Source organism: Agarivorans sp. B2Z047, assembly GCF_023373605.1.
Taxonomy (GTDB): Bacteria; Pseudomonadota; Gammaproteobacteria; order Enterobacterales; family Celerinatantimonadaceae; genus Agarivorans; species Agarivorans albus.
In genome coordinates this window covers 749824-772892 of the sequence record NZ_CP088080.1, presented here as the reverse complement: position 1 = coordinate 772892, position 23069 = coordinate 749824, and the positions used below count along the sequence as shown (strand labels likewise).

At 44.5% G+C, this 23069-nt stretch carries 21 protein-coding genes; 9 read left to right on the top strand and 12 right to left on the bottom strand.

Annotated features, from left to right (window positions below):
• Nucleotides 1–48: 48 nt before the first annotated feature.
• From LQZ07_RS03550 to LQZ07_RS03520, 6 genes are read right to left on the bottom strand one after another with little or no spacing between them, the layout of a single operon-like run.
• Nucleotides 49–4416, bottom strand: coding sequence for a pilus assembly protein (locus LQZ07_RS03550; protein ID WP_152783376.1), 4368 nt, complete (start codon nucleotides 4414–4416; stop codon nucleotides 49–51).
• The gene (locus LQZ07_RS03545) at nucleotides 4416–4811 is read right to left on the bottom strand and encodes a type IV pilin protein (protein WP_152783374.1); all 396 of its coding nucleotides are present in this window, start codon (nucleotides 4809–4811) and stop codon (nucleotides 4416–4418) included. Before LQZ07_RS03545 ends, LQZ07_RS03550 begins: the two co-directional genes overlap by 1 nt.
• Before the next feature lie 4 nt (nucleotides 4812–4815).
• On the bottom strand, nucleotides 4816–5358 hold the full coding sequence (locus LQZ07_RS03535) for a hypothetical protein (protein WP_152783372.1): 543 nt from the start codon (nucleotides 5356–5358) through the stop codon (nucleotides 4816–4818).
• Between the two features lie 3 nt (nucleotides 5359–5361).
• Complete coding sequence (locus LQZ07_RS03530) at nucleotides 5362–6135, bottom strand: PilW family protein (RefSeq protein WP_152783525.1); 774 nt, start codon at nucleotides 6133–6135, stop codon at nucleotides 5362–5364.
• Complete coding sequence (gene pilV / locus LQZ07_RS03525) at nucleotides 6123–6638, bottom strand: type IV pilus modification protein PilV (RefSeq protein ID WP_194164155.1); 516 nt, start codon at nucleotides 6636–6638, stop codon at nucleotides 6123–6125. Before pilV ends, LQZ07_RS03530 begins: the two co-directional genes overlap by 13 nt.
• Nucleotides 6607–7155 (bottom strand): GspH/FimT family pseudopilin, encoded by a 549-nt coding sequence (locus LQZ07_RS03520; protein ID WP_152783523.1) that lies wholly within the window; start codon nucleotides 7153–7155, stop codon nucleotides 6607–6609. Before LQZ07_RS03520 ends, pilV begins: the two co-directional genes overlap by 32 nt.
• A gap of 360 nt (nucleotides 7156–7515) precedes the next feature.
• Between LQZ07_RS03520 and LQZ07_RS03515 the strand changes: the two genes are divergently transcribed.
• Both LQZ07_RS03515 and LQZ07_RS03510 read left to right on the top strand, forming a co-directional pair.
• Complete coding sequence (locus tag LQZ07_RS03515; RefSeq protein ID WP_152783368.1) at nucleotides 7516–7938, top strand: hypothetical protein; 423 nt, start codon at nucleotides 7516–7518, stop codon at nucleotides 7936–7938.
• A 20-nt stretch (nucleotides 7939–7958) separates the two neighbouring features.
• Nucleotides 7959–8333 (top strand): acetyl-CoA sensor PanZ family protein, encoded by a 375-nt coding sequence (locus LQZ07_RS03510; RefSeq protein WP_152783366.1) that lies wholly within the window; start codon nucleotides 7959–7961, stop codon nucleotides 8331–8333.
• Between the two features lie 49 nt (nucleotides 8334–8382).
• On the opposite strand, the gene glpX is transcribed toward LQZ07_RS03510, so the two are convergent.
• Both glpX and LQZ07_RS03500 read right to left on the bottom strand, forming a co-directional pair.
• Complete coding sequence (gene glpX / locus LQZ07_RS03505) at nucleotides 8383–9390, bottom strand: class II fructose-bisphosphatase (protein WP_016402260.1); 1008 nt, start codon at nucleotides 9388–9390, stop codon at nucleotides 8383–8385.
• A gap of 71 nt (nucleotides 9391–9461) precedes the next feature.
• A complete protein-coding gene (locus LQZ07_RS03500) occupies nucleotides 9462–10067 on the bottom strand; it encodes a DUF4202 domain-containing protein (protein WP_227981438.1) in 606 nt (201 codons plus the stop codon).
• 169 nt (nucleotides 10068–10236) lie between these two features.
• Between LQZ07_RS03500 and ald the strand changes: the two genes are divergently transcribed.
• Nucleotides 10237–11352: an alanine dehydrogenase gene (ald, locus tag LQZ07_RS03495; RefSeq protein ID WP_152783364.1), complete on the top strand. Its 1116-nt coding sequence runs from the start codon at nucleotides 10237–10239 to the stop codon at nucleotides 11350–11352.
• Between the two features lie 258 nt (nucleotides 11353–11610).
• On the opposite strand, the gene LQZ07_RS03490 is transcribed toward ald, so the two are convergent.
• Both LQZ07_RS03490 and rpoH read right to left on the bottom strand, forming a co-directional pair.
• A complete protein-coding gene (locus LQZ07_RS03490) occupies nucleotides 11611–12093 on the bottom strand; it encodes a DUF4357 domain-containing protein (RefSeq protein WP_016402263.1) in 483 nt (160 codons plus the stop codon).
• Nucleotides 12094–12191: 98 nt separating this feature from the next.
• Nucleotides 12192–13040 (bottom strand): RNA polymerase sigma factor RpoH, encoded by an 849-nt coding sequence (gene rpoH, locus LQZ07_RS03485; RefSeq protein ID WP_152783362.1) that lies wholly within the window; start codon nucleotides 13038–13040, stop codon nucleotides 12192–12194.
• Between the two features lie 345 nt (nucleotides 13041–13385).
• Between rpoH and cobA the strand changes: the two genes are divergently transcribed.
• From cobA to LQZ07_RS03455, 6 genes are all read left to right on the top strand, one after another.
• Nucleotides 13386–14234, top strand: coding sequence for a uroporphyrinogen-III C-methyltransferase (cobA, locus tag LQZ07_RS03480; RefSeq protein ID WP_227981436.1), 849 nt, complete (start codon nucleotides 13386–13388; stop codon nucleotides 14232–14234).
• Between the two features lie 10 nt (nucleotides 14235–14244).
• On the top strand, nucleotides 14245–16794 hold the full coding sequence (nirB, locus tag LQZ07_RS03475; RefSeq protein WP_152783359.1) for a nitrite reductase large subunit NirB: 2550 nt from the start codon (nucleotides 14245–14247) through the stop codon (nucleotides 16792–16794).
• Nucleotides 16795–16805: 11 nt separating this feature from the next.
• Entirely contained in the window at nucleotides 16806–17150 is a 345-nt protein-coding gene (gene nirD, locus LQZ07_RS03470) for a nitrite reductase small subunit NirD (protein ID WP_016402267.1), read from the top strand.
• A gap of 85 nt (nucleotides 17151–17235) precedes the next feature.
• Nucleotides 17236–18702 (top strand): NarK family nitrate/nitrite MFS transporter, encoded by a 1467-nt coding sequence (locus LQZ07_RS03465; protein WP_040307297.1) that lies wholly within the window; start codon nucleotides 17236–17238, stop codon nucleotides 18700–18702.
• A gap of 65 nt (nucleotides 18703–18767) precedes the next feature.
• Nucleotides 18768–20570: a bifunctional protein-serine/threonine kinase/phosphatase gene (locus tag LQZ07_RS03460; protein WP_152783357.1), complete on the top strand. Its 1803-nt coding sequence runs from the start codon at nucleotides 18768–18770 to the stop codon at nucleotides 20568–20570.
• Between the two features lie 90 nt (nucleotides 20571–20660).
• On the top strand, nucleotides 20661–22010 hold the full coding sequence (locus LQZ07_RS03455) for an MATE family efflux transporter (RefSeq protein WP_152783355.1): 1350 nt from the start codon (nucleotides 20661–20663) through the stop codon (nucleotides 22008–22010).
• 298 nt (nucleotides 22011–22308) lie between these two features.
• On the opposite strand, the gene LQZ07_RS03450 is transcribed toward LQZ07_RS03455, so the two are convergent.
• Nucleotides 22309–22764: a DIP1984 family protein gene (locus LQZ07_RS03450; RefSeq protein WP_194164154.1), complete on the bottom strand. Its 456-nt coding sequence runs from the start codon at nucleotides 22762–22764 to the stop codon at nucleotides 22309–22311.
• Nucleotides 22765–22837: 73 nt separating this feature from the next.
• A complete protein-coding gene (locus LQZ07_RS03445; protein ID WP_152783353.1) occupies nucleotides 22838–23056 on the bottom strand; it encodes a hypothetical protein in 219 nt (72 codons plus the stop codon).
• Nucleotides 23057–23069: the final 13 nt, after the last annotated feature.

Here is a 23069-nt window from a genome sequence, read left to right as displayed (position 1 = left end):
GAGCCGTTTAAGGCTCCCTTTTTATTGTCTGATTTCCTACCCTGGATCTTAGTGTAAGGTTCTTAAACTTAAACGCCCTGTGGGTGATTGGTAATCGTCAAAACAAAAAACCGCACCAGTACTTAAGGTCACACAGTTTTTGACAATAATCTCATCGTCAGTATTACCACTGTCAGGCGGCACAATGATAGTAGTTGGCGGCGAAGGGATCCCGTTCACTTTGTGATGTGATGAATCATTGTTAATGGTGTCTGAGGGGTCATCTGGATCTGTATTACCATCGGTACCGTGATTCCAAGTAATACCAGAGTGCAGATTTAGCTCCATATACCAACCGCTACCACCTGAGGCACATATATCCTCATTTGGTAATAGAGTAGTTAAGCTCAACTTATTAAACAGTAATAAAGTATTGGTAACTTGTCGCTCGCCATAGTTGTTAGTATTTCCACCTTCAGTGTTAACCAAATCGAGATACCAACCATTATGCACACCCCAGTCAATCACATATTCCGTTAGCAAGCGGTTGTCTGCATCCTCTTCAATAATGGCTTGTCGCAATAGGTTGGTATACACCTCTTCACCACTAGCTGTAGTTCTAGAACTTGTTAGGTAGGAGCTATTTAACTTATCCCAAACAACGTAAACAGACTGAGTAGCCTCTCCCAAAACATTATTGTCGGAGTTTTCAACATACTTACCGGTACCAAAAGCAACTAGCACACCTTGTGATAAGCCGTATGGGTGTGCACCAACAGAAGGCCTAGTAGTAATTGGTTGAGCAGTATGAGTTAGTCCATTTAATTTAGTTGGGCTGACAGCGCTAAATAGAGGCTTGTCGTCAGCTGTTGCCAAATCCCAGTTGCTAGAGCTGCCATCCGACACATCAAACGCCCACATATTACCGAATAGGTCACCTGCATAAATACGGTCGACAACTCCATCACCGTTCAAGTCAACTGCAGCAGGGCTTGCCAGAGCATTTGGTCGAGATTCACCACTAGGGTCTTCTGCGCTTCCTACTCCAGTTTTTAGCGTCTTAATTAAGCTGCCATCTTCTAAATCAGCAATAAAGAGCTGCCCTTCATCATCACTGGAGTTATAACCATTGGAAAAAATCACGCCGACTTTACCATTTGCTAATTTAGCGATTGTTGGCTCTTCCCGCGTATAACCGATTCCCGAAAACCCAGTGGTATCGGTATCAATTTCCCACAATACTTTATTTTTATTCACACTGGTCATATCGCTAACATCCAGTGCATAGAGACCTTTAAATCCAGTGCCTAAGGTGCCAACTACTGTTGTTGTAGTATCGCCACCGCTCTCTTCGCTATAACCAGCAATTCCGCCGTCTACAAAATACTTATGATTATAGGTACTTTTCGTTAGAGCATTTAAGCCTTGATATATTTGGCTTGGCACATAAGCCATAATCTCTTCACCGTTTGCGGCATCAACGATGTGAACCATGCCATCATTTGCGCCGTAAACTAACACTGGCTTCTCTACTGCATGGTCATTTACCAAATCAACATAGTAAGGCGTTGAATTAATCACATCACCTAAAGCAGAAGCTCTAGTTCGCATACTGTAAGCTAAATCGGCTGCTTCATATGTTCTCTCACCCCGCAGGTAGTTAATGACAGCCGTTAAGTAAGCCAACTTAACGGCATCGCTGCCAGTTTGGCCATCTAGTAAGGCATTAATTTGAGATAAGCTTAAGGAATCGCTAGCACCACTCAGTGATGAAGGCACAACAAAATCAACTATTTCATTGCTTTCATTATTGCGGGTATAAATAACCCTAGAGCTTGGGGTGACCGCATCTAACTCTTCAGCAGCACTCCAAGTTGGCGTTGAGCTAAACCCACCTCCTGCTGCAGCAAAAGACTTAACATCACCGCTCCAGTACTCCCCATCAAAGGTTGATTGGTATAGGAAAGCACTGGCATTTAAAAAGGTATTATTAAACACGGGTGGCGTGGCAGACTGGTTTCCGCTAGCAATTTTCTCTAAAGCTTTACCTATTTGCGCTGCTAACTCACCAGCATTTGTTACCGGGAAATAGTTGTCTGGCTCTCCAGTTACATCTTCATCCCACTCGCCTGCGTCAGGAAACCCACTGTTATTAGTATCAACAAATCCACCCCATTTTGCCGCGTACCATAGTGGTGATGGCAACAAGTTAGCCGAAGCGCTACTTGGAAAGAAATTCCTTTTTCTTAACAAAGGAAGGTCTGTAGTATTTGAGGCAGTCTTCCTTGAATTATTAGGAAAAGCATCTTCAGTTTGATTGGGCGTATCTAAGTAATAACTCACATTACCGCCACCTTGATCTTTTACGTCTAAGTAGATGCCGTCATGACCGGTGCCCGAAATCACATAGCCCGCATGTTGGTGAATACTCCCTGCTGCATACAGAGAATCAAGAGAAAGCTGAACCCCCTGTTGTTTGCTACAAGTTGCTTCATCATCATAAGCATTAGGACAGAGGTCTTTAACTTCATAGGTATATTGCACGATCATATCCATATCATGATCGGCACCTTGCTCTACATCTTCGAAGTTAATACGAAAGATGCCTTTAGTGCTGGAAAATTCTTCTACATAGTAATCAACAATAGTATTGGTTGGCTGGAACTCCCCCTCACTAGAGTTGATGGTCCCGCCACCAGCACCACCGCCAACCGACTTAGCAAACGGCACTATTTTGATAGTTTCTGTGCCAACTTTCACTTCTACCTCTGGTAGCGGAGAAGAAATAGCAACCACGGTAGTTTGAATATTCTGTTTACCTGATTTATCCGGAAATAGATCGGTTTTATGCCCGTAATATGCAGCCGCTGCAACAGAGTAACTTCCTTCTTTAGTAGGCTCAGCTGGAGATAAACCTCGCATCTCAGATAATGAAGTGGCGGCTTTAGCTGTTGGGGCACTCTTAGAACTGGTAGTTCCGGCGTTATCAGTCACCGTTTCGCCAATAAAATAGTTCCCTGAGATACTTTCTTTAGTCGATATTGTATCGAGCAAGGACTTTAGATTGAATGCTGTTAAGGTTGCTCCAGTAGTTCCTGTATAAGTCTTTGCAAAACTGGTGTGTGCGCCGGGCAGCTCATCTGAATCATAAGAAGGGTTAATATCACTAATCACCAGATTATAAGGGGCAGCACAATACTCACGAGTATCAAAAGGCTTATCCCAAGTAGCAAAAGGCAAACCTAAACTACCATCAATGGTTCCGCTACCGGCAGAGTAAGTACTACTAGCGCTGCCTTCACCATGAAAATAACGCAAACTTTCAAATAGCATTTCACCAATCGGGTTGCCCCATGAAGAACACTCGCCACTTTCAATCGGCCCATCAACCACCCAACCACAGCCATAAGATTTGTCACCATAGTTAAAACCATAGATCTTTAGTTTGTTGATGGTGCTTACAATTCCTTGCACTGTGCTATCAAATACACCTGTATCATCAACCACCTCTGAACCAAAATTACCCATGGCTTTGCGCAATACGCCGCCCGATAAGTTCTTATCATAACTACCTGTGATTAAACCAAATTCAATGCTGCCATTTTCACCGTAATCATGTAAAAGTCCGGTTGGCTTAAATTTTCCATTTGGGTATTCTTTACAATTTTCTTCGAGCTTTCCATCCGCGCAAACTTCTACTCGAATATCAAACTGTTCATCTGTTGAACCATCTAATACGGGTCTTTCAGTACTAGCCCAATTCCAAATATCGTTATTTTGGTTTTTTTTCACCCTTAGTTCAGGTATTCCACCATCAGAAAACGAAGCAGTACCAAAAAAGTGTTTATTATTACCGCTTGGGTTTGAATAGGGGGTGTAATCAGTAATGTTAAAACCATTAACAGCTGCTGATGTATAGCTTTTACCCCAAGAGTGAGCATCCTGCGGGATAAAAACGCGTTCAAGAATAGTGCTTGAGCTAGTGTCTACAGCTCTATACCCACCGTAAAGCACCGAGCGTAGTACATCCATACGCGACATGGTTAAGTAATTCAGAAAATCACCACTCCAAGGGTCGGAGCCTGTACATGCTTTTGTAGATGCTGCTGCAGCTAAGCCGGGAGTGAATACTCCAGCACTATTTTCTCCTCCAGCGCTATAGCTATAACAACGATTACTGTCAAAATAGCCATAGTAATTGATGTTTACAGGGTCATAGTGAATGTTAAGGTTACCATCACCATTTAAATCAGAGGCATCATTATACGCTTCATAATAAAGCGTATGGTCACGCCCCATTACCAACATAACCATTGGAGCAGGAGTGGTAGCTACGTAAAGTGGTGCATCAGCTAGATCTAATTCCCCAGCTTGAGAAACACCAGTTAATGCTGATAAAGTTAGAGCATAAATAGAGGGTTTAGTCAGATTAATCATTACCAACAGCCCCCCGTAGTAGGTTCTTTAAGACCAGTACTAGAAAGACTCAAGTTTCCACAAGAGTCCCCCACCTGAGAGCCTTTAGGTGTCGCAGTTAGCTTATAACCAGAAGAACTAACATTATCGGCTGTCAGTGTATAAATTTCATTAAACTCTGAGCTAGGGGTATAAATACTTAAGCTTGTTCCAGTAGCAGCACTGGCATAGCTAAGGTGCATTGCGTAATAACTTTCCATTTGCTGAGCAGCTTCTACTAAAGTGCGTTTCGCTTCTTCTCTTTTAGTAGTTTGCACATGGCTTAAATAACTGGGGTAGGCAATGCCCGCAAGAATGGCTACGATGGCAACAGTTATCATCACCTCTAGCAATGTAAATCCTTTTACTTGTTTCACGACTTTACTCCATGAACGCTACGTAAGATTGTAAATAAGTAATCGCTCCACCTTCACCTTCGGCTTTAGAGGTTATGCGTAAAAAGCGACGTTTAGGAACTTTTACCCCTAACACTAAACCAGAGTCGACTCCGCCATCTTCAATAATGTAACTAGGTTGGCCTGCAAGGGCGTTTCCTCCGGCATCACTCACCACAGTAACCTTATTAGCAGCCACCCAATTACCATCGTTTTGCCACCACTCATCGTCACTGACTGTTATTCCACCCTCAATTTTGGTAAAAGCTGGTGTGACCAAATTGTTGGGTGTATCTGGATTTAGTAATGCATCTGTATGGTAAGCCTGCTGACGGACCACAAATTCTGCTTCATGCACACCAGAGGTTGCTCTTGAAAAGCTCATAGAGTGGTCTTGATGTACCGCTGAGCTTTTGCGGCCACTGGTCACTTGCTGTGCAATGGCGATACCAATCATGGCTATTATAACAACCATGACTAACGACATGATGAGTGCCATACCCTGTTGTTTATTGTTAGTTATAGGCATTACTTACGACCCCATGTTTAGTAGTAACACCGTTTCGCTAACAGCTTGTCGGATGCTTCTATCGTTTACTGATACGGTTTTATCTAACACTTGGTAACTGCTCGTATTGCTTAAGTTACCCATTGATACTTCCTGTGAAACCAGTAAGCCTACTTTAACGCGATTGATTTCATTCCAATTCGGGACTTCGATGGCTGTGTAATACTTAAATGTACTGTCATCTACACTTCCGTATAGCACTTGCAAATTATCTATGCTTTCGTCAAACACGGTATCGCCACTTGCGTCGCGGCAAACCAATTGGTCACTAGTAGAAATAAAGAACACTAAGGTTGTTACCGTATCCGCCGCCAATTCTGAGCCGTCACAGGTATACATACTGGCATTGGGCGCTGCTGCACCAAAAAAGCGAAAAGCAATAACATCGGTAGCGGCTTTTGCGCCAGTAAAGGTGGTTTGGTCATTTAAACCTTGCACCATTTGCGCTTCATCCCAAGTAAAACCAAAACTATCGGCGGTTGAAACCAGCGGCAATAAGGTATTTTGATAGAGTTGGTTGTAATCTCGAAAGCCTGCTTGTTGCAGATACAAGCGCAAAGTTTGAATGCTCATTCGGTTTTTACTCACCAATAAATGGCTAGCTCGAGTGGCTTCATAACTTTTTTGGTCGCCAATTAAAGCTGCATAAAGGCCACCCACCACAATCAGTGACAATACCAATGCGATCATTAACTCAACTAAGCCAAAACCACTTTGTTTGTGCATTACCTTACCCATACCGCTACCTCACTACATTGGTGACCTGCTCCACTTGTATCTGCAGAGCAATCAGCGGCGCCGGCACCCGATAAGTTGGCATCCCAGGTCATTTTTACAGTGACCAGGTTGCTGGCGTGTTGTATTGAAAAGCGTAGCTGGGGTATATACACTGAATGATTACCAAACCAATCAGCTAACTCAAACGCCGCAAACTCTGCTCGTGTGCAAGTTTCGCTAATACAATTTTTGGAACTGGTAGGGGCTGTACCATCGGCAAGGTTATCGATATTAAACTCGTTGTTTACGGTAGCTTCTGGCATGGCACTAAAGCGCTGCACAATATCTAACATGGCAATGTTAGCCGTTTGCGCAAAGCGAGCTTGGTGAGCAGTATTTACCGACTGGATCTGTAAAGCGGCGTGCCCAAGTAAACCGATAGCAACAATAACTACTGCTATCAGCAGTTCAATTAAGGTAAAGCCTTGTTGTTTAGTTGCAGTAAGTTGTTGATGGCGAAGCATATTCAACCCTCCCCATGCGTGTAATGCTGATTCGCTGGTCTTCATAATCGTTTGAAGGAGCACAAACCGTTAACTCACCAGCGGTAGCGTGACCAGTAGGGAAAAAACGCACCAAAGTACTGGTGCTCCCACTGGCAGAAGGACTATATTTCAATTCTCCGGATTGAGGCTTAGGGTGCGCAGCAATAACGGGGTCACTTGAAGACAAACCGCCAGAGCGGGTTTCATCAATAAATACCAACCAGCCCTTATTCGCTCCCCAAGCAGCCTCACAACTTGTACCATTGGTGGTAGGACAAACATAAGTTGAGAGATTGGCTCTAATGGCTTCTTGCTGAGCCACCATTAAGCTATTGGCAAGTAGATCGCGAGTGACCTTTTGCTTGTTGTCTTGCATCAAGCCTTGCATCGAGGGCACAGCTATTACCAGTACTATCACCAGAATCGCCACGGCGATCATCAGTTCAAGCAGGGTAAAGCCTTTGGCTACATAGCCTTGTTTGGAAATACCAAGCATTGCTTATCATCCATAACAGCAATAATCACAGCAAATAATGTAAAGCGAACCATTCACTCCACAGGTAAAAAATTGATGAGACTATATAGTAAAAAAATCAATAAATTAGCGAGTCATTTTGTCAAACATACCTTGTATACACAATAAGCAGAGCAACAATAGTTGACAGATATCATACTTCGAACTACCACTTCTGTAATGCAGGGTTGACAGCATGAAATACTGTCTCAAATACCCAACACAATTTTGTCCGGCGAACCGTGTTAGCAACACTTTTCTTAACAAAGCCAGATAAAAATATTGGTGTGTAACAATGAAAATGTGTAATCTAAATCCACCAATAACCACGCAACTTTTTTTATGAAACCTCAGTCAGTGCCCAGCTACGTTGATGACAACTATGTAAACAATGTTGTTAACGAATGTGTCAGTTTCATGAAGGGGAGTGCGCCGTGGTGGGTACAACAATCGTGTTTAGATTGCCGAGAATCAAAACAACTATTGCATTTGTTTTTGGTGGCTTTTAGCACTTGGAGAAAGCGCCGAGCGCAACCTAACCATAAGCGAAATATCGAACCCAATAATCTATTCGACCTTGGGCCTCTCATTTACGACTTGAGCTATACCCTTAATCAATTAGCTAACCAAGACAAAGACTACCTTAGTGAAGAGTTAAAAGGTGCAATTAAACTTATTCACCAAGATGCTCAGCATTTCTTAAAAAGCTGGCACAGTCTCGATATAGAACAAATTACCGATACACCACTCTCTCAAGTTTCTTAATTTATACAGCAAAAGGTTTTATGCGTTTATCTTTTCAAGCTATTGAACACTGGCAACAGCACGCCAGTGATTTATCGAAAATATCCAGTAATATAGAGCCTTCGCAGTGGCGAGAATGGCAGCAAGCGGCTCAACTCTACAGCTGTACGTTTAATCAGCGTGTGGTTGCATATTGTGTTGTAAGTTGTAACAAACAACAGCTATTAGTACAGCGCTTTCACGTGCGAGATATAACCCAACGCCGTGGCATAGGCTTGTTTATGTTCCAGCAGCTTCTGCAGCTAGTGGCTCAAAAGGGCCTAAGCCTGCTCACTTTTCCGCACAGTAACGATCCAGCCGTGCTGGCCTTTTATCAGCATCTTGGCTTAAACAATCAATTCACCTTTCAGCTATAAAAAAACCAGAGCCACGGCTCTGGTTTTTATTCTTTTTCTACCCGTATTACTACAAAATAATCGACTTCAAATCGTCGTTTTTACGATCTAAATAGTGGGTTGATTGTATTTTACGAATAGTACGAGTTTTACCACGAACCAATAGCGTTTCGGTGGTGGCAATATTACCTTGGCGATTAATGCCTTCCAGTAAATCACCCTTGGTAATGCCTGTCGCCGAAAATATCACATTGTCGTTTTTGGCTAAGTCATTCAACTGCAATACACTATTTACTTGAATATCTTCGGCTTCACAGCGACGAATCTCTTCTTCACCAATTGCGCGATTTTCCGGGGTATCTTCTTTTACCTGGTGACGTGGAATTAAACGGCCTTGCATATCACCGCCTAAAGCGCGAATTACTGCCGCCGAAATCACCCCTTCTGGCGCTCCGCCTACACAGTACATCATGTCAACTTCGCTAAGCGGCATACACGATAAAATCGATGCAGCTACATCCCCATCAGGAATCGCAAATACTCGAACACCTAGCTTTTGCATCTCAGCAATCACTTGGTCATGACGAGGCTTAGCCAAGGTAATCACTGTCATATCGCTCAGCTCTTTGCCCAAGACCGACGCAACCATTTTAATGTTGTGCTCAAGTGGTTGGTTTAAATCGATGCAACCTTTGGCTTCCGGTCCAACTACCAACTTTTCCATGTACATATCTGGTGCACGTAAGAATGCGCCTTTCTCGCCTACGGCAAGCACGGCAACTGCATTGTTTTGACCCATTGCAGTCATGCGGGTGCCTTCAATAGGATCTACCGCAATATCAACACCTTCGCCACCGGTACCAACATGCTCGCCAATGTAAAGCATCGGTGCATCATCAATCTCGCCTTCGCCAATAACCACTTCGCCATCAATGTCGATGTCATTGAGCATGATACGCATGGCTTCAACAGCTGCGTTATCAGCAATATTTTTATCCCCACGCCCCAACCACTTGTAACCAGCTAAAGCTGCGGCTTCGGTCACGCGGGAAAAACGAAATGCCAGATCTCTTCTCATCAGATACGCCTAATCAACTAAAAATCGTGACGAATACTAGCACAAGATTATGTTTTATTCAGCTTGAAAAGCTAGGCTAAGGCCTGCTTTACTAAGCTTAGCGCTTCGTCAGACAAATCTAATGCAAGCGCAGCTTGCTGGCCTTGTTCAGACATTTTTGCCCAGGTTTTTTGCACGATGCTAATCACTTTATCTTGAGCATGTTTATTAGCAAATTCAACAAAGTAGTACTTTAAAAACACTAAACAAATAACATCTTCAAGGGCTTGAGTAAGCGGGTTACGTTTTAGCTTTTCTTTGCGTAGTAAACTGGCAGTAGCATCAATGAGGGTTTCATCTAAATTGTGCTTACGCATTATTTCTGCACACAACTCAGCATGCTTTTTACCTAAACCGCTGCGCCATTTTAAGTAACCTGCTCGACCTTCTGGGTAATCACTTCTTAATGATAACCAACGGCCAATATGCTGAGCTCGGGCAGCAATTTGTAATTCAGCTGGAGGTGCTAACATAAAATCATGTAAGCAATTAGACATGCGCTTACCGTACAAAAATTCTTTGGCATGCTCGGTTCCTAACTCATCTATCTCCTTATTTGGGTCATTTAAGTTAAATTGATCGATATCGTTTAAAACCTGATTCAGAATATTTTGCTGCATGATTTGCGGTTTTCCCATAACTTTGTTTTATCCTTTAACAAGGGCACAACATATCCTACCGAAAAACCAAAAACAACACAGACGGTTACACCAAAAAACAATTGCATTATCAGCGCATTTAACTATATGTTAATAATTAGAGCGGCATATATGACCAACATATATATCTAAAAAGGAGTTAATCGCTATGCTGATTGGTGTACCTAAGGAAATAAAAAATCACGAATATCGTGTGGGAATGACACCCGCCAGTGTGAATGAGTTAATTCAACATGGCCATCAAGTCATTGTTGAGACTCAGGCCGGCGCAGGTATTGGCTTCAGTGATGCTGATTACCAAGCGGTCGGCGCGAACATTTCAAACACTGCCGCGGAAGTATTTGCCGCAGCCGAAATGATTGTGAAAGTAAAAGAACCACAAGCGGTTGAACGCGCTATGTTGCGTGAAGACCAGCTATTGTTCACTTACTTGCACCTCGCTCCCGACCCAGAACAAACTCAAGATTTAATAAAATCTGGCGCAGTTTGTGTAGCTTATGAAACAGTAACTAGCCCACGTGGCGGCCTTCCTTTGCTGGCACCAATGTCAGAGGTAGCGGGCAGAATGGCGATTCAAGCAGGCGCACTTGCCTTAGAAAAATCTAAAGGCGGTCGCGGGGTATTACTGGGTGGCGTGCCAGGGGTAGAGCCTGCCAAAGTTACCGTAATTGGCGGCGGCATGGTTGGTCGTAATGCTGCACAAATGGCTGTTGGAATGGGTGCAGACGTCACCATACTCGATCGCAGCATTGATGTACTTCGCAGTGTTGATGCTGAATACCATGGCCAACTTAAAACAGTTTATTCAACGACCAGCAGTATTGAGCAGCATGTATTAGAGGCTGATTTAGTGATTGGTGGCGTATTATTGCCAGGTGCCGCTGCGCCCAAGCTTATCACAAAGGATTTGGTTAAACGCATGAAGGCTGGCAGCGCTATTGTTGATGTTGCCATCGACCAAGGTGGTTGTGCCGAGACCTCAAAGGCTACCACCCATCAAGATCCTATTTATATCGTGGATGATGTGGTGCACTATTGTGTTGCAAATATGCCAGGCGGCGTGGCTCGTACCTCTACCATGGCACTTAATAATGCAACTTTGCCTTACATCATCACCTTTGCGAACAAGGGATATAAACAAGCACTGCTAGATGATGAGCACTTGCGCAATGGCTTAAACGTAATGCATGGCAAGTTAACTTGCGCCGAAGTAGGCGAAGCCCTTGGCATTGAAACGGTCGAGCCTTTAGAGCTACTGGCCTAAGTCACAGAAAAAAAGAGCGCTTAGGCGCTCTTTTTTATATCTGTCTAGTTAACCTGAACTCGGGATAAGGAACTGACGGTAACTCTGCAAACCAGTACTTAATCTAATTTCATGTTTCTGGCGAGATAGTTTTGCTTAGTTCAAGGCGAAGCTGCGCGTCAATAGCTAGCCTATTGCAAGTGGCTTCAACACCGAAATAAGTAAAAATAGTCGTTAGAAACCAGTTTATTGTCCCGAGCTCAGATTAATTATTAAGCCTTAGCGCTTTTTGCCATACCCGCGATCTTTAAGGCTACGTCCCCATTTATCTAGCCAAGCATCTAAACCACTGCGAGCATTACCAGCAATTAAGCAAGCGGCTGAGCTGGGGCTAGAAAATTGATAGTCACGCATAAACTCATAACCATCGCCTTGACGGCAAAGAACGGTATCTTCAAGTAACTGCTCACGTAGTGCCAACACTGCCGGGCGTAATGACTCCGCCCCACCACCATTAGCAGTTGAACCTTTCACTACAGTAAAGCCGGGTTTGTTTTTAGCCCCAGTAGGGTAACCATGCGCAACCGCTTGCTTAACGCTGAACGAATACTCAGCAGATATGGTGTGCTGGCTGCTCTCAACCACCAGCTCACGTAAAGACAATAGCTGCTGATACAGTTCAATAGGTAAAATTGCAGCGGTTTTGCGGCCATCACCGTCAATAACAAAATTAACTTTAGAAAGTTCGAATGGACCGTCCATGTCAGACCATGTATTAGAAAGTTTGTGCAAATTTAACACAGGCAAGCGGCAGATTTGAATATAAAAAAACCTCGCTAGGCGAGGTTTTTAATAAGTTTTTATTCCATGGCTGCTTTGAGCTTCTTCATGGCATTTTTTTCTAGCTGCCTAATCCGCTCTGCAGAAACTTGGTAATGGTCTGCCAACTCTTGCAAAGTCGCTTTATCCTCATCTAACCAACGGCGCTGCACAATATGCGCATTTCGCTCGTCTAGAGTATTTAAAGCGGCTCGTAAGCGATTAGCTGCAGCAACTTCCCAGTTTTCTTTCTCAACAAACTGGGCTACATCAGAAGACTTATCTTCCAAGTACTGAATCGGCGCAAAGCAGCCTTCACGCTCATCATCATCGGCGGCTAAATCAAAGGCTTGGTCTTGGGCACTCATTCGAGATTCCATTTCCAATACGTCTTTGGTACTTACACCAAGATTCTCAGCCACCATGTTTACTTCGTCATTGCTAAACCAGCCTAAACGCTTTTTAGATTTACGAAGATTAAAGAACAACTTACGTTGTGCTTTAGTGGTAGCAATTTTCACCATACGCCAATTACGTAATACGTATTCATGAATCTCCGCTTTAATCCAATGCACAGCAAAAGAGACCAAACGAACACCCACTTTAGGGTCAAAACGTTTTACGGCTTTCATTAAGCCTACGTTGCCCTCTTGAATTAAATCAGCTTGCGGCAAGCCATAACCTGCGTAATTTTTAGCTACATGCACTACAAAACGTAGGTGCGACATAACTAATTCGCGAGCTGCTGTTAAATCACCCTCGTCATATAAACGAGTAGCAAGCTCTTTCTCACGCTCAGGCGTGAGCATATCAGCGCGATTAACTGATTGAATGTAGGCTTCAATGCTCCCTTGCGGGACTAGCGCCATAGATGCATTTACTTGATCCATTTCAACCTCTAAATATTACTCGGTCAACGAGTCTACCATAGCCAATTAGCAAGATCTAACCCCCTATATAGCAGGCTGCGCGGCTTTGCGCAGTCTCACTTGTTTCCAGATATATGACGCACTAAATCAGAGATAGTTCACATTTTTAAGCACTTTCTAGGTGCGCAATTTTACCAAATAGGTGCAAGTTATCCCTTAAGGAGTATAGACAGTTGTAGCTCAATAAAAATTTCAAAAACTTCTAACTCGTTGATAAAAAATGATTTTAATCAAGTTTTAGTGTTTTTTTTGCTACTGGCACCATGATTGCGTCATAGCTGACATAAGTAATTGCGAGACAGTGATATGAGCATACAAAGAATTAGCCAACATCCTAAAACGAGTCAAAAGCAGCCTATTGAAACAGGCATGGTTGACTTAGTGGGTGCAGGCCCTGGCGATCCAGAGCTGCTCACCTTAAAGGCCCTACGCAGCATAGAACAAGCAGACTTAGTGTTATATGACCGCCTAGTAAGCGAAGAAATCTTAGCGCTTATTCCTAGCAACACTAAAGCTATTTACGTAGGTAAAGCCAAAGCCAATCACTGCATCCCGCAAGAACAACTTAACCTCTATATGGTAGACAAAGCTAAACAAGGTTTACGTATTTGTCGCCTTAAAGGTGGAGACCCATTTGTATTTGGTCGCGGCAGTGAAGAACTCAGTGTTTTACATGAACATGACGTTCCAGCTCGGGTTATTCCTGGTATTACTGCTGCATCTGGCTGTACTAGCTACGCGGGTATTCCGCTTACTCACCGTGGTCTAGCCACTGGTTGTAGCTTTATTACTGGCCACAAACAAAACGGCAAATTAGATATCGATTGGGCCCAACTGGCGCAACTCGACCACACCTTAGTGTTTTACATGGGGCTGAGCAGCTTGCCTGAGATCAGCCAACAGCTACAACGTTTTGGAAAGAGTGCAAAGACACCTGCCGCATTAATAGAAAAAGGCTGCCAAAGCGATCAACGCGTTGTTACCGGCCAATTAGACCAGTTACCTACGCTCGCCAGTGAACACCAATTGCAATCCCCTACATTAATTGTAATCGGTGAAGTGGTATCACTGCGCGAGCAACTCAACTGGCTAAGTAAGTTAGACGCGAACCAGAACCAATTTGAATTAGAAAATAGCGCCGCTCTAAGCGCATAGGAGAGAGTACATGGAACGTATCATCGTTGTTGGTAACGGCATGGTTGGTCACCACTTCATTGACCAATTGATACAGCAAGACAAGTTAGGCCAAGTTCAAGTAACCACTTTTAGTGAAGAGTCGCGCTTAGCATACGACCGCGTGCAATTATCAAGTTACTTCTCGGGTAAAACCGCAGACGACTTGATGATGACCTCTCCTGAATACTATGACGAACATGGCGTTCAATACTTTGTAAACGACAAAGTTGTTGAAGTATTGCCTGAAGAAAAAATTGTGGTTACCGCTAGTGGTCGTCGCGAAAGCTACGACAAACTGGTGCTAGCGACCGGTTCTTACCCATTTGTCCCGCCAATTCCTCGTCCAGACGATCAAGCGGCACAAGAAAATATCTTGGTATACCGCACCATTGAAGATTTAGAAGCCATGACTAAGTCAGGCGAAAACTCAAAAGTAGGTGTAGTTGTAGGTGGTGGTTTACTTGGCTTAGAAGCCGCTAAAGCACTTAAAGACCTTGGTATGGAAACTCACGTAGTAGAATTTGCACCTCGCCTAATGGCAGTGCAAGTGTGTGACGGTGGCGGTGCAATTCTTCGCACTAAAATTGAAGAGCTTGGCGTACAAGTTCATACCGAGAAAAATACCAAAGAAATTGTGGCAGGTGAAAACACTCGCTACCGCATGAACTTTGCAGACGGTAGCAGTTTAGATACCGACATGATTTTGTTTTCTGCAGGTATTCGCCCACAAGATCAGTTAGCACGCGAAACCGGCCTAGAGCTTGGTCCTCGTGGCGGCATAGTGATTAACAATCAATGTCAAACGTCTAACCCAGACATTTACGCGATTGGTGAATGTGCCTTGTGGGAAGGCAAAATTTTTGGCCTAGTAGCCCCAGGTTACAGCATGGCTAAAGTAGCGGTCGACCATATCGCCGGTGAGCAAGCTAAAGAATTTGCCGGTGCCGACATGAGCACCAAGCTTAAGTTGATGGGTGTAGACGTAGCCAGTATTGGTGACGCACACGCTAACACCGAAGGCGCTTTAAGTTACAGCTTGAGCGACGAAGCCCGTCAAGTGTACAAAAAAGTTGTTACCAACGCCGCTGGCGACCGTTTGTTGGGCGCGGTATTAGTAGGTGATGCCGACGATTACGGCAACTGGTTACAGTTGTTCTTAAACGACATGCCATTACCAGTAGCGCCAGAATACTTACTGGTACCTTCATCTGAAGAAGGTGCAGCTTCGGCGATGGGTGTTGATTCACTGCCAGACAGCGCACAAATTTGTTCATGTTTCGACGTAACCAAAGGGCAAATTTGCCAAGCGGTACGCGACGGCGCAACTAGCATGGCTGATATTAAAGCCACTACGGGTGCAGCAACCGGTTGTGGCGGTTGTAGCGCATTAGCCGTTCAAGTGATGAACGCAGAACTAGAAAACCTAGGTGTTGAAGTTAGCAACGACATTTGTGAGCACTTTGCTTATTCACGTGCCGAGCTAGCCGACATTGTGCGCGTTAAGAAAATCAAAACCTTTGAGCAGTTGCTTAAAGAACACGGAACCGGACACGGCTGTGAAATTTGTAAACCAGCAGTGGGGTCTATTTTAGCCACCTTCTGGAACGACTATGTTCTTACCGATGACCATATTGCCCTACAAGATACCAACGACATCTTCTTAGGCAACATGCAAAAAGACGGCACCTACTCAGTAGTACCTCGAGTAGCTGGCGGTGAGATTACTCCAGACAAGCTAATTGCCATTGGTGAAGTGGCTAAAGAGTTCGACCTATACACCAAAATTACCGGCGGCCAGCGGGTTGATTTATTTGGTGCGCAACTGCACGAACTGCCGAAGATTTGGGGCAAATTAATTGATGCTGGATTTGAAACCGGCCACGCCTACGGTAAAGCATTACGTACCGTTAAGTCTTGTGTAGGCTCAACCTGGTGTCGTTACGGCGTGCAAGACAGTGTTGGCATGGCGATTCTGCTAGAAAACCGTTACAAGGGCCTACGCGCCCCGCACAAAATTAAGTTTGGTGTGTCAGGGTGTACTCGTGAGTGCGCTGAGGCACAGAGCAAGGATATTGGTGTTATTGCAACTGAGGGCGGTTGGGGTCTGTATGTTTGTGGTAATGGTGGTATGCGCCCTCGACACGCCGACTTATTCGCTACCGATTTAGACGACGTAACCCTAATGCTCTACATCGACCGCGTATTGATGTTCTACGTACGTACTGCCGACCGCTTACAGCGTACCTCGGTATGGTTAGAAAACCTTGAAGGCGGCCTAGATTACCTAAAAGAAGTGGTTATCGACGACAAACTCAACATTTGTGAAGAACTCGAAGCAAACATGAATCACGTAGTAGAAAGCTACCAGTGTGAGTGGAAATCTACGATTAATGACGAGAAGAAACTGCAGCGCTTCAGCCAGTTTATTAACGCCGACGAGCCAGACAACAACCTGCAATATGTTCGTGAGCGTGGCCAACGTCGCCCAGCTACCGAAGAAGAACGTATTCAAACCATCGAAATTGTAGAAGCACCATAACAAGGAGAGTGATGATGAGTGAATTAGCTACAGAAACTTGGACCGAAGTTTGTCGCAAATCGCAGCTTAGCCCAGGAACCGGTGTTTGTGCCTTAGTTAAAGGCAAACAAGTCGCCATTTTCTGGGAAGGAATTAGTGACCAAATATTCGCCATAAGTAATTACTGCCCATTTGGCAAAGTAAACATGTTGTCTCGAGGCATTATTGGAGACTTCAAAGGCGAATTAATGGTGGCATCTCCCCTTTATAAGCAACGTTTTAGTTTAAAAACCGGCCAATGCCTAGACGACGACAGCGTCACTATTCCTACCTTCCAAGTGAAGGTAGAGGGTGACAGCATCAAAGTCGCCGCTTAATAAAAAATACTTAAAAAAATAATACTAAACCGCGCCGCTACGGCGGCGTGGTAGGAAACGCTTTAACTTTTTTAGAGACATTATGATGAGTGCAGAAAAATTTAACCTGTTTTCCTTTACCGGAAAAATGAAAATACTACACATGAGCTGGATGGCTTTTTTTATTACCTTTTTGGTGTGGTTTAACCACGCACCATTAATGGCCAGCATTGCTGCCAGCCTAGGTTTAACTTCCAGCCAAATTAAAACCCTACTTATTCTAAACGTAGCCTTAACCATTCCTGCGCGAATTGTTATTGGCATGTTTACCGACCGCTTTGGTCCACGCCTTACCTACTCCACCCTGTTGGCAGTATGTTCTATCCCTTGTTTCATGTTTGCCTTTGCTAATAGCTTTGAGCAAGCCGCTATCGCTCGTTTCTTATTGGGCTTTATTGGCGCCGGCTTTGTAGTGGGTATTCGTATGGTATCGGAGTGGTTCCCAGCTAAAGAGCTAGGTACTGCAGAAGGTATTTACGGCGGTTGGGGTAACTTTGGTAGCGCAGCTGCAGCTATGTCACTTCCAACGCTAGCGATTATATTTGGCGGTGAAGACGGCTGGCGTTATGCGGTAGGCCTTACCGGTTTAATCAGCCTTGTGTTCAGTGTTATTTACTACAAGAACGTAAGCGATACGCCTAAAGGCTCTACTTACTTTAAGCCAAAAAATGTTGGCGCAATGGAAGTAACCACCAAAGGTGACTTTGTATTGCTGCTAATTATGAAGGTTCCAATGTACGCCACCCTTGCTTTGTTAGCATGGAAACTGTCTCCAGCTGGCGTAAAAATGTTAAGCCAAGAAGTGGTATATGCGTGTTACGCGGGCTTAGTTGCTTTATACGTTCTGGATTTTTGGAAGACTTACCAAGTAAACAAAAACATCTTTGTTAAGCCAGTTCCAGAAATTGAACAATACAAATTTAAGCAAGTAGCAGTATTAAACGTATTGTACTTCGCAACCTTTGGTTCAGAGCTAGCGGTAGTATCTATGTTGCCATTGTTCTTTAGCGAAGTATTCGAACTAGATATGGTTTACGCGGGCTTACTCGCCTCTGCTTATGCCTTTATGAACTTAGCTTCTCGCCCAGGTGGCGGTTGGATTTCGGACCGATTTGGTCGTAAGAAAACCCTATTAGTATTAACTGCTGGTTTAGCCCTAGGTTACTTTGGCATGGGCCAAATTGACGGAACTTGGCCACTATTCCTAGCAGTAGCAATGGCCATGGCGTGTTCATTCTTTGTACAAGCTGGTGAAGGCGCAGTATTTGCCGCTGTACCGCTAATTAAGCGTCGCTTAACCGGTCAAATTGCCGGTATGACAGGTGCATACGGTAACGTGGGCGCAGTATTCTACTTAACCGTGCTAAGCCTAGTTAGCTACCAAGCGTTCTTCTACGTGATTGGTGCCACTGCGGTGTTAGGTTTTATCGCCTTATTGCTTCTAGAAGAGCCGAAGGGCACTATTGCTGAAGTAGGCCCAGATGGCGAAGTAACGCTAATCAACGTTAGCTAAGCCAGCCCCGTATAGCGGCGTGCGCCTTAATTGGCCACGCTGCTTACCTCAAGGAAGCGATCTTAGTGTTAGAAGAACAACAAACTGCAGCGGCCACCCCAGCCAGCAGTAACCGAGTTAGTAACAGCGAAAAAGCATCCTCTGAAGCTAGCAACAAGTTGGAGGCGTCTTTTGGAGGCGCCTCCATTCCTGGTCCTAAACCAGAAAACCAAGATGCATGTGTCGCTAAAATCCCCGAGCCATGGACCCGATACTATAAAGGTGTTGTAGCAGTGCTGGCCGACGGTTTAAGCAGTGCAGAACATGCCAAAATGGCCGCTCAAATCTCGGTTACCCAATTTGTTGAAGACTACTACGCAACCCCAGAAAGCTGGTCGGTAAACAAATCTACCGCTCAAGTCGCCAAATCGCTGAACAACTGGCTTTTCCAACAAGGTAAACAAACTGGCTCTTACGCCTGTACCCTATCAACACTAATTATTAAATCGCGAGTCGCCCACCTTTTTCATGTGGGTGATAGCCGCATCTATCGCTTTCGCGCGGGCAAACTACGCCAGCTAACTCGCGACCATGTGCAAATTCGCGGTAAACAAAAAAACCACCTCACTCGTGCTATGGGTGTGGATTCTAGCCTTGAGTTAGATTATTCCACTCGTACTGTAGAGACTGGCGATATCTTCATGTTAACCAGTGATGGTGTGCATGATGCACTAAGTGAACAGCAACTGGTTAAACTATTACAAGCCAAGTTTTCAAGCCTAGAAGAACAAGCCAGTGCCATTGTTAATGCTGCGGAATTAGCAGGCAGCGACGACAATATTAGCGCCATGCTAGTTAACGTTGATAACGTGCCTGAAGCCGAGCTGGATGAAAGCCGCGCACAGCTGCTGCACTTACCTATTCCACCGGTAATGTCGGTTGGCAATAAAATCGACCAATACCGCGTTAGTGAGGTCCTTCATACCAGCCCACGTAGCCATGTGTATTTAGTCGAAGAACTAGATGAACAAGGTAATAGCAATGGTCGTGTACGTATTCTTAAAGCGCCCGATGCCAGTATGGCCGACGACCAAGAATACTTTGCCGGCTTTGCCCGCGAAGAGTGGGTTGGCCGCGTGGTTAGTAATCCTTATATCATGCGCACCTTCGAGCCTATTGGTACTCGCCGCTTTCGTTACTTAATCGCCGAATACGTACCTGGCATTACCCTTCGCCAATGGATGGATAAGCACCCTCACCCACCCATTCAGCAAGTTGTGCGCATGCTGCAAAAACTGGCAAAAGCCTTGCGGGCCTTACGCCGTTACGAAATGGTGCACCGCGATCTTAAACCCGAGAACATTATTATCACCGCCGACGACCAACTGAAACTGGTCGACTTTGGCACAGTACAATCGGCCGAACAACTTGAGCAAGATGAAAAAAACACCACACCGGTTGGCTCGGTGCAATACATCGCACCAGAGTATTTAGTGGGTGAAACGGGTCGCCATCGTAGCGACATTTTCTCGTTTGCGGTGATTGCCTACGAAATGCTCTCAGGCAAGTTGCCCTACAAACAAGCCAGCCGTGAGCAAATTGCTCAGCGAAACTACAGCGACTGGCACTATCAAAACATTCAGCATTTCCGCAATGACATGCCTGACTGGTTAGACGCCGCCTTAGAGCAAGGCTGCCACCCTAAACCGCAGCAGCGTTATCAGAGCTTGTCGGAACTGATTCATGACTTACAACATGCCAATCCCAAACTTAAAGCCAGCTATCAAGCCAAACCCTTAATCGAGCGTAATCCGGTGCGTTTTTGGCAATCAACCACCTTATTTTTGCTGCTAGTGGTGATATGGCAGTGGGCCAGCCAACTTAATTAACTTTCATAAATATAAAGTTGATTTACATAAAGGCCTAGTTACTAGGAAGTGCCTAGTATAAGCGCAATTTCTTGCTAGTTTGTGGTCAGCATGTCGTCTACTACCCAGAGTAAAACCCTACAAAAAGGCCTGTTTGGAATGGCCTTGCCTATTTTTGGCGAATTCATGCTGAACATGTCGGTACCGGTATTTGACGCGCTATTCCTTAGCCAAGTCTCTGATCAAGCCGCCGCTTCGGTAGGTGCAGTGATGCCTTGGTTCTCTATGGCCATTGTGTTTTTCTCGGCCACAGGCATCGCTGGCGCAAGTTTGGCATCGCAGTACATGGGCAAACAAAACTATCAACGGGCTAATTTGATTCTAGCCGGCTTGATAATACTCGGTGTACTAGCAGGGCTACTCTGCGGGCTATTCTTTGTAAGCCAAGCCAGCAACATTGGCCAATGGATGAGCCTTCTCCCAGATATGAGCCTATTAGCCGCCGAATACTTAGTACTTGCTGGAGCGGGCGTGGGCTTTATGGGCTTACGTATGACCCTAGCCAACATCTGTAATAGCTATGGTCAATCTCATTGGAACACCATTTCAGCAGCGCTCATGCTGGTCACCAATATTATTGGCAATGGCGTGTTGGTATTGGGCTGGTTTGGCGCAACACCAATGGGCGTGACCGGGGTAGCCTTAGCCAGCTTAATTGCTTGGTTGCTAAGCCTTAGCTTTAGTTTGTTAGTGGTATTGCTGCTAATAAAAGTGAAGCTGCCTTTAGCCGAGGCGATTAAAAAGCCAGCTCTTAGCCTTAAACCTATTCTAAAAATTGCCGTACCTTCAGCGCTCGAGCCTTTCTCTTACCAAAGCTTTGTGATGGTCATGAACTTGATGATTGTTCAGTTTGGCGAAACCTCGCTCACCGTGCGTATTTACGCACTAAACATCTACGTTTATTGCACCATGATGCTAGTCGCCATAGGCATTGCTAATACCATGTTAGTGACCCAACTTGCAGGTGCTGGCCACTTTGAGCGTTGCCACCAACAAATGCGCCAAGGCATGCGCTGGGGCTTAATAGCGGTGGCTATTGTTGCCAGCATTATCTTTATCTTTCATCAAAGCTTACTGGGTTTATTTACCAGTAACCCTGAAGTACTCGCCCTAGGCGTGGTGGTATGTTTAATTCACAGCCTTAACGAGCCACTAAGGGCAATAAACATTATCAGCGGTAATGTATTGCGCGGTTGTGGTGACGCAGTGTTTGTTACCGGCAACGCCATTGCGGTGACTTGGCTATTCTCAGTGCCACTGGCCTACTTTACCGGGGTTTACCTAGGTTATGGTTTATATGCGGTGTTACTAGCAGGCATGGTAGACGAGTTTCTACGTAGCCAAATAAACTGGCGCCGCTGGAAGAGCGACAAATGGAAGCGTAAATTGGCGCCGGACTAGTAGGAGTTAACGCCGAAATTGCGGTAAGTTGTTTTTAGCGCGAAGCGATTTAATTTGTCCAGCTGGCATCGCATCGTTGCCTTGTTAGGCTGCTCTAAATAAGTCCCCGAACCCACCCTCAGAATGTTAATGCCAGCGTTCATGGTAGTTAGTGTTAAAAGTACTCATTACTAGTGTAAAGAATACAGGGGATAACGTTATTTGAAGGAATCGAACCCTCGAGACTTGCCCCTTCGCCTCACCTAAGTTCAACTTACCCAGTTGACGGGAAACACTCACTAACATTCTTACCGACTTTTTATAGCAGTTCTTCAGTCCAGTTGATGGACTGTATTTTCATATCTAGCTCTCTATAAAGCTTCGCATATAGATCGCCCTTTTTTTGTATTTGGCGGACATCAACTGCGGGCTTGAACTTGATCTCTAGCTTCTTGTATCGATCCTGTGTCACGGTAGCTTGTTTTGCCAACTCCCGATACAACTCAACCTTATTTGCAAGGTTTTCTCTGTCAGATAGTGAATCGGAGAGGTAACGATTTTCATCAAATCTAATTTGAGAGTTAGTAGTATTAATTCTTTTAATAATAGCTACTAGCTCAACTGTCGCTTGCTCTAAAGACTCGAGGAGTTCATTTGGATCTTCAGCCGGGATTTCATCGACTTGAACTTTTGCGTTTCTAAAAATTCTTTCTCTTAATTGGTGGACTTTCCTTTGAAGGTCAGAACGTATTGTTAATGCTTCTGCAAGTTTCAATTATTATCTCCTAACTTCTTTCAAGCTACCGGCGGTCTAATGCCTATAATTTACGTCAGTTTTATTTGTCTATTTATATTTCGTAAAGCAGGTTTTGCAGATTCTCTTGCGCTTCAGAAACTAGTTCACCGTAATTTTCTGATAAATACTCAAGGATAATTATCAAGGTTTTAATCTGTTCTGGATTTAGCCATCTAAAATCATAGCCCGAAGATGAATTGTCCATGTTTTCAAAATAACCAATAAAATAAATGAGAATATCTTCTTTTGAATAGTATCCTGAATATTCCATTTTCCATCCTCAG

Bases quoted from the DNA above. Each gene is read 5' to 3' on its own strand.
- LQZ07_RS03550 (WP_152783376.1), bottom strand. From the start codon at position 4,416: ATGATTAATCTGACTAAACCCTCTATTTATGCTCTAACTTTATCAGCA.
- LQZ07_RS03535 (WP_152783372.1), bottom strand. From the start codon at position 5,358: ATGCCTATAACTAACAATAAACAACAGGGTATGGCACTCATCATGTCG.
- LQZ07_RS03530 (WP_152783525.1), bottom strand. From the start codon at position 6,135: ATGGGTAAGGTAATGCACAAACAAAGTGGTTTTGGCTTAGTTGAGTTA.
- pilV (WP_194164155.1), bottom strand. From the start codon at position 6,638: ATGCTTCGCCATCAACAACTTACTGCAACTAAACAACAAGGCTTTACC.
- LQZ07_RS03520 (WP_152783523.1), bottom strand. From the start codon at position 7,155: ATGCTTGGTATTTCCAAACAAGGCTATGTAGCCAAAGGCTTTACCCTG.
- LQZ07_RS03515 (WP_152783368.1), top strand. From the start codon at position 7,516: ATGAAACCTCAGTCAGTGCCCAGCTACGTTGATGACAACTATGTAAAC.
- LQZ07_RS03510 (WP_152783366.1), top strand. From the start codon at position 7,959: ATGCGTTTATCTTTTCAAGCTATTGAACACTGGCAACAGCACGCCAGT.
- glpX (WP_016402260.1), bottom strand. From the start codon at position 9,390: ATGAGAAGAGATCTGGCATTTCGTTTTTCCCGCGTGACCGAAGCCGCA.
- LQZ07_RS03500 (WP_227981438.1), bottom strand. From the start codon at position 10,067: ATGGGAAAACCGCAAATCATGCAGCAAAATATTCTGAATCAGGTTTTA.
- ald (WP_152783364.1), top strand. From the start codon at position 10,237: ATGCTGATTGGTGTACCTAAGGAAATAAAAAATCACGAATATCGTGTG.
- LQZ07_RS03490 (WP_016402263.1), bottom strand. From the start codon at position 12,093: ATGGACGGTCCATTCGAACTTTCTAAAGTTAATTTTGTTATTGACGGT.
- rpoH (WP_152783362.1), bottom strand. From the start codon at position 13,040: ATGGATCAAGTAAATGCATCTATGGCGCTAGTCCCGCAAGGGAGCATT.
- cobA (WP_227981436.1), top strand. From the start codon at position 13,386: ATGAGCATACAAAGAATTAGCCAACATCCTAAAACGAGTCAAAAGCAG.
- nirB (WP_152783359.1), top strand. From the start codon at position 14,245: ATGGAACGTATCATCGTTGTTGGTAACGGCATGGTTGGTCACCACTTC.
- nirD (WP_016402267.1), top strand. From the start codon at position 16,806: ATGATGAGTGAATTAGCTACAGAAACTTGGACCGAAGTTTGTCGCAAA.
- LQZ07_RS03465 (WP_040307297.1), top strand. From the start codon at position 17,236: ATGAGTGCAGAAAAATTTAACCTGTTTTCCTTTACCGGAAAAATGAAA.
- LQZ07_RS03455 (WP_152783355.1), top strand. From the start codon at position 20,661: ATGTCGTCTACTACCCAGAGTAAAACCCTACAAAAAGGCCTGTTTGGA.
- LQZ07_RS03445 (WP_152783353.1), bottom strand. From the start codon at position 23,056: ATGGAATATTCAGGATACTATTCAAAAGAAGATATTCTCATTTATTTT.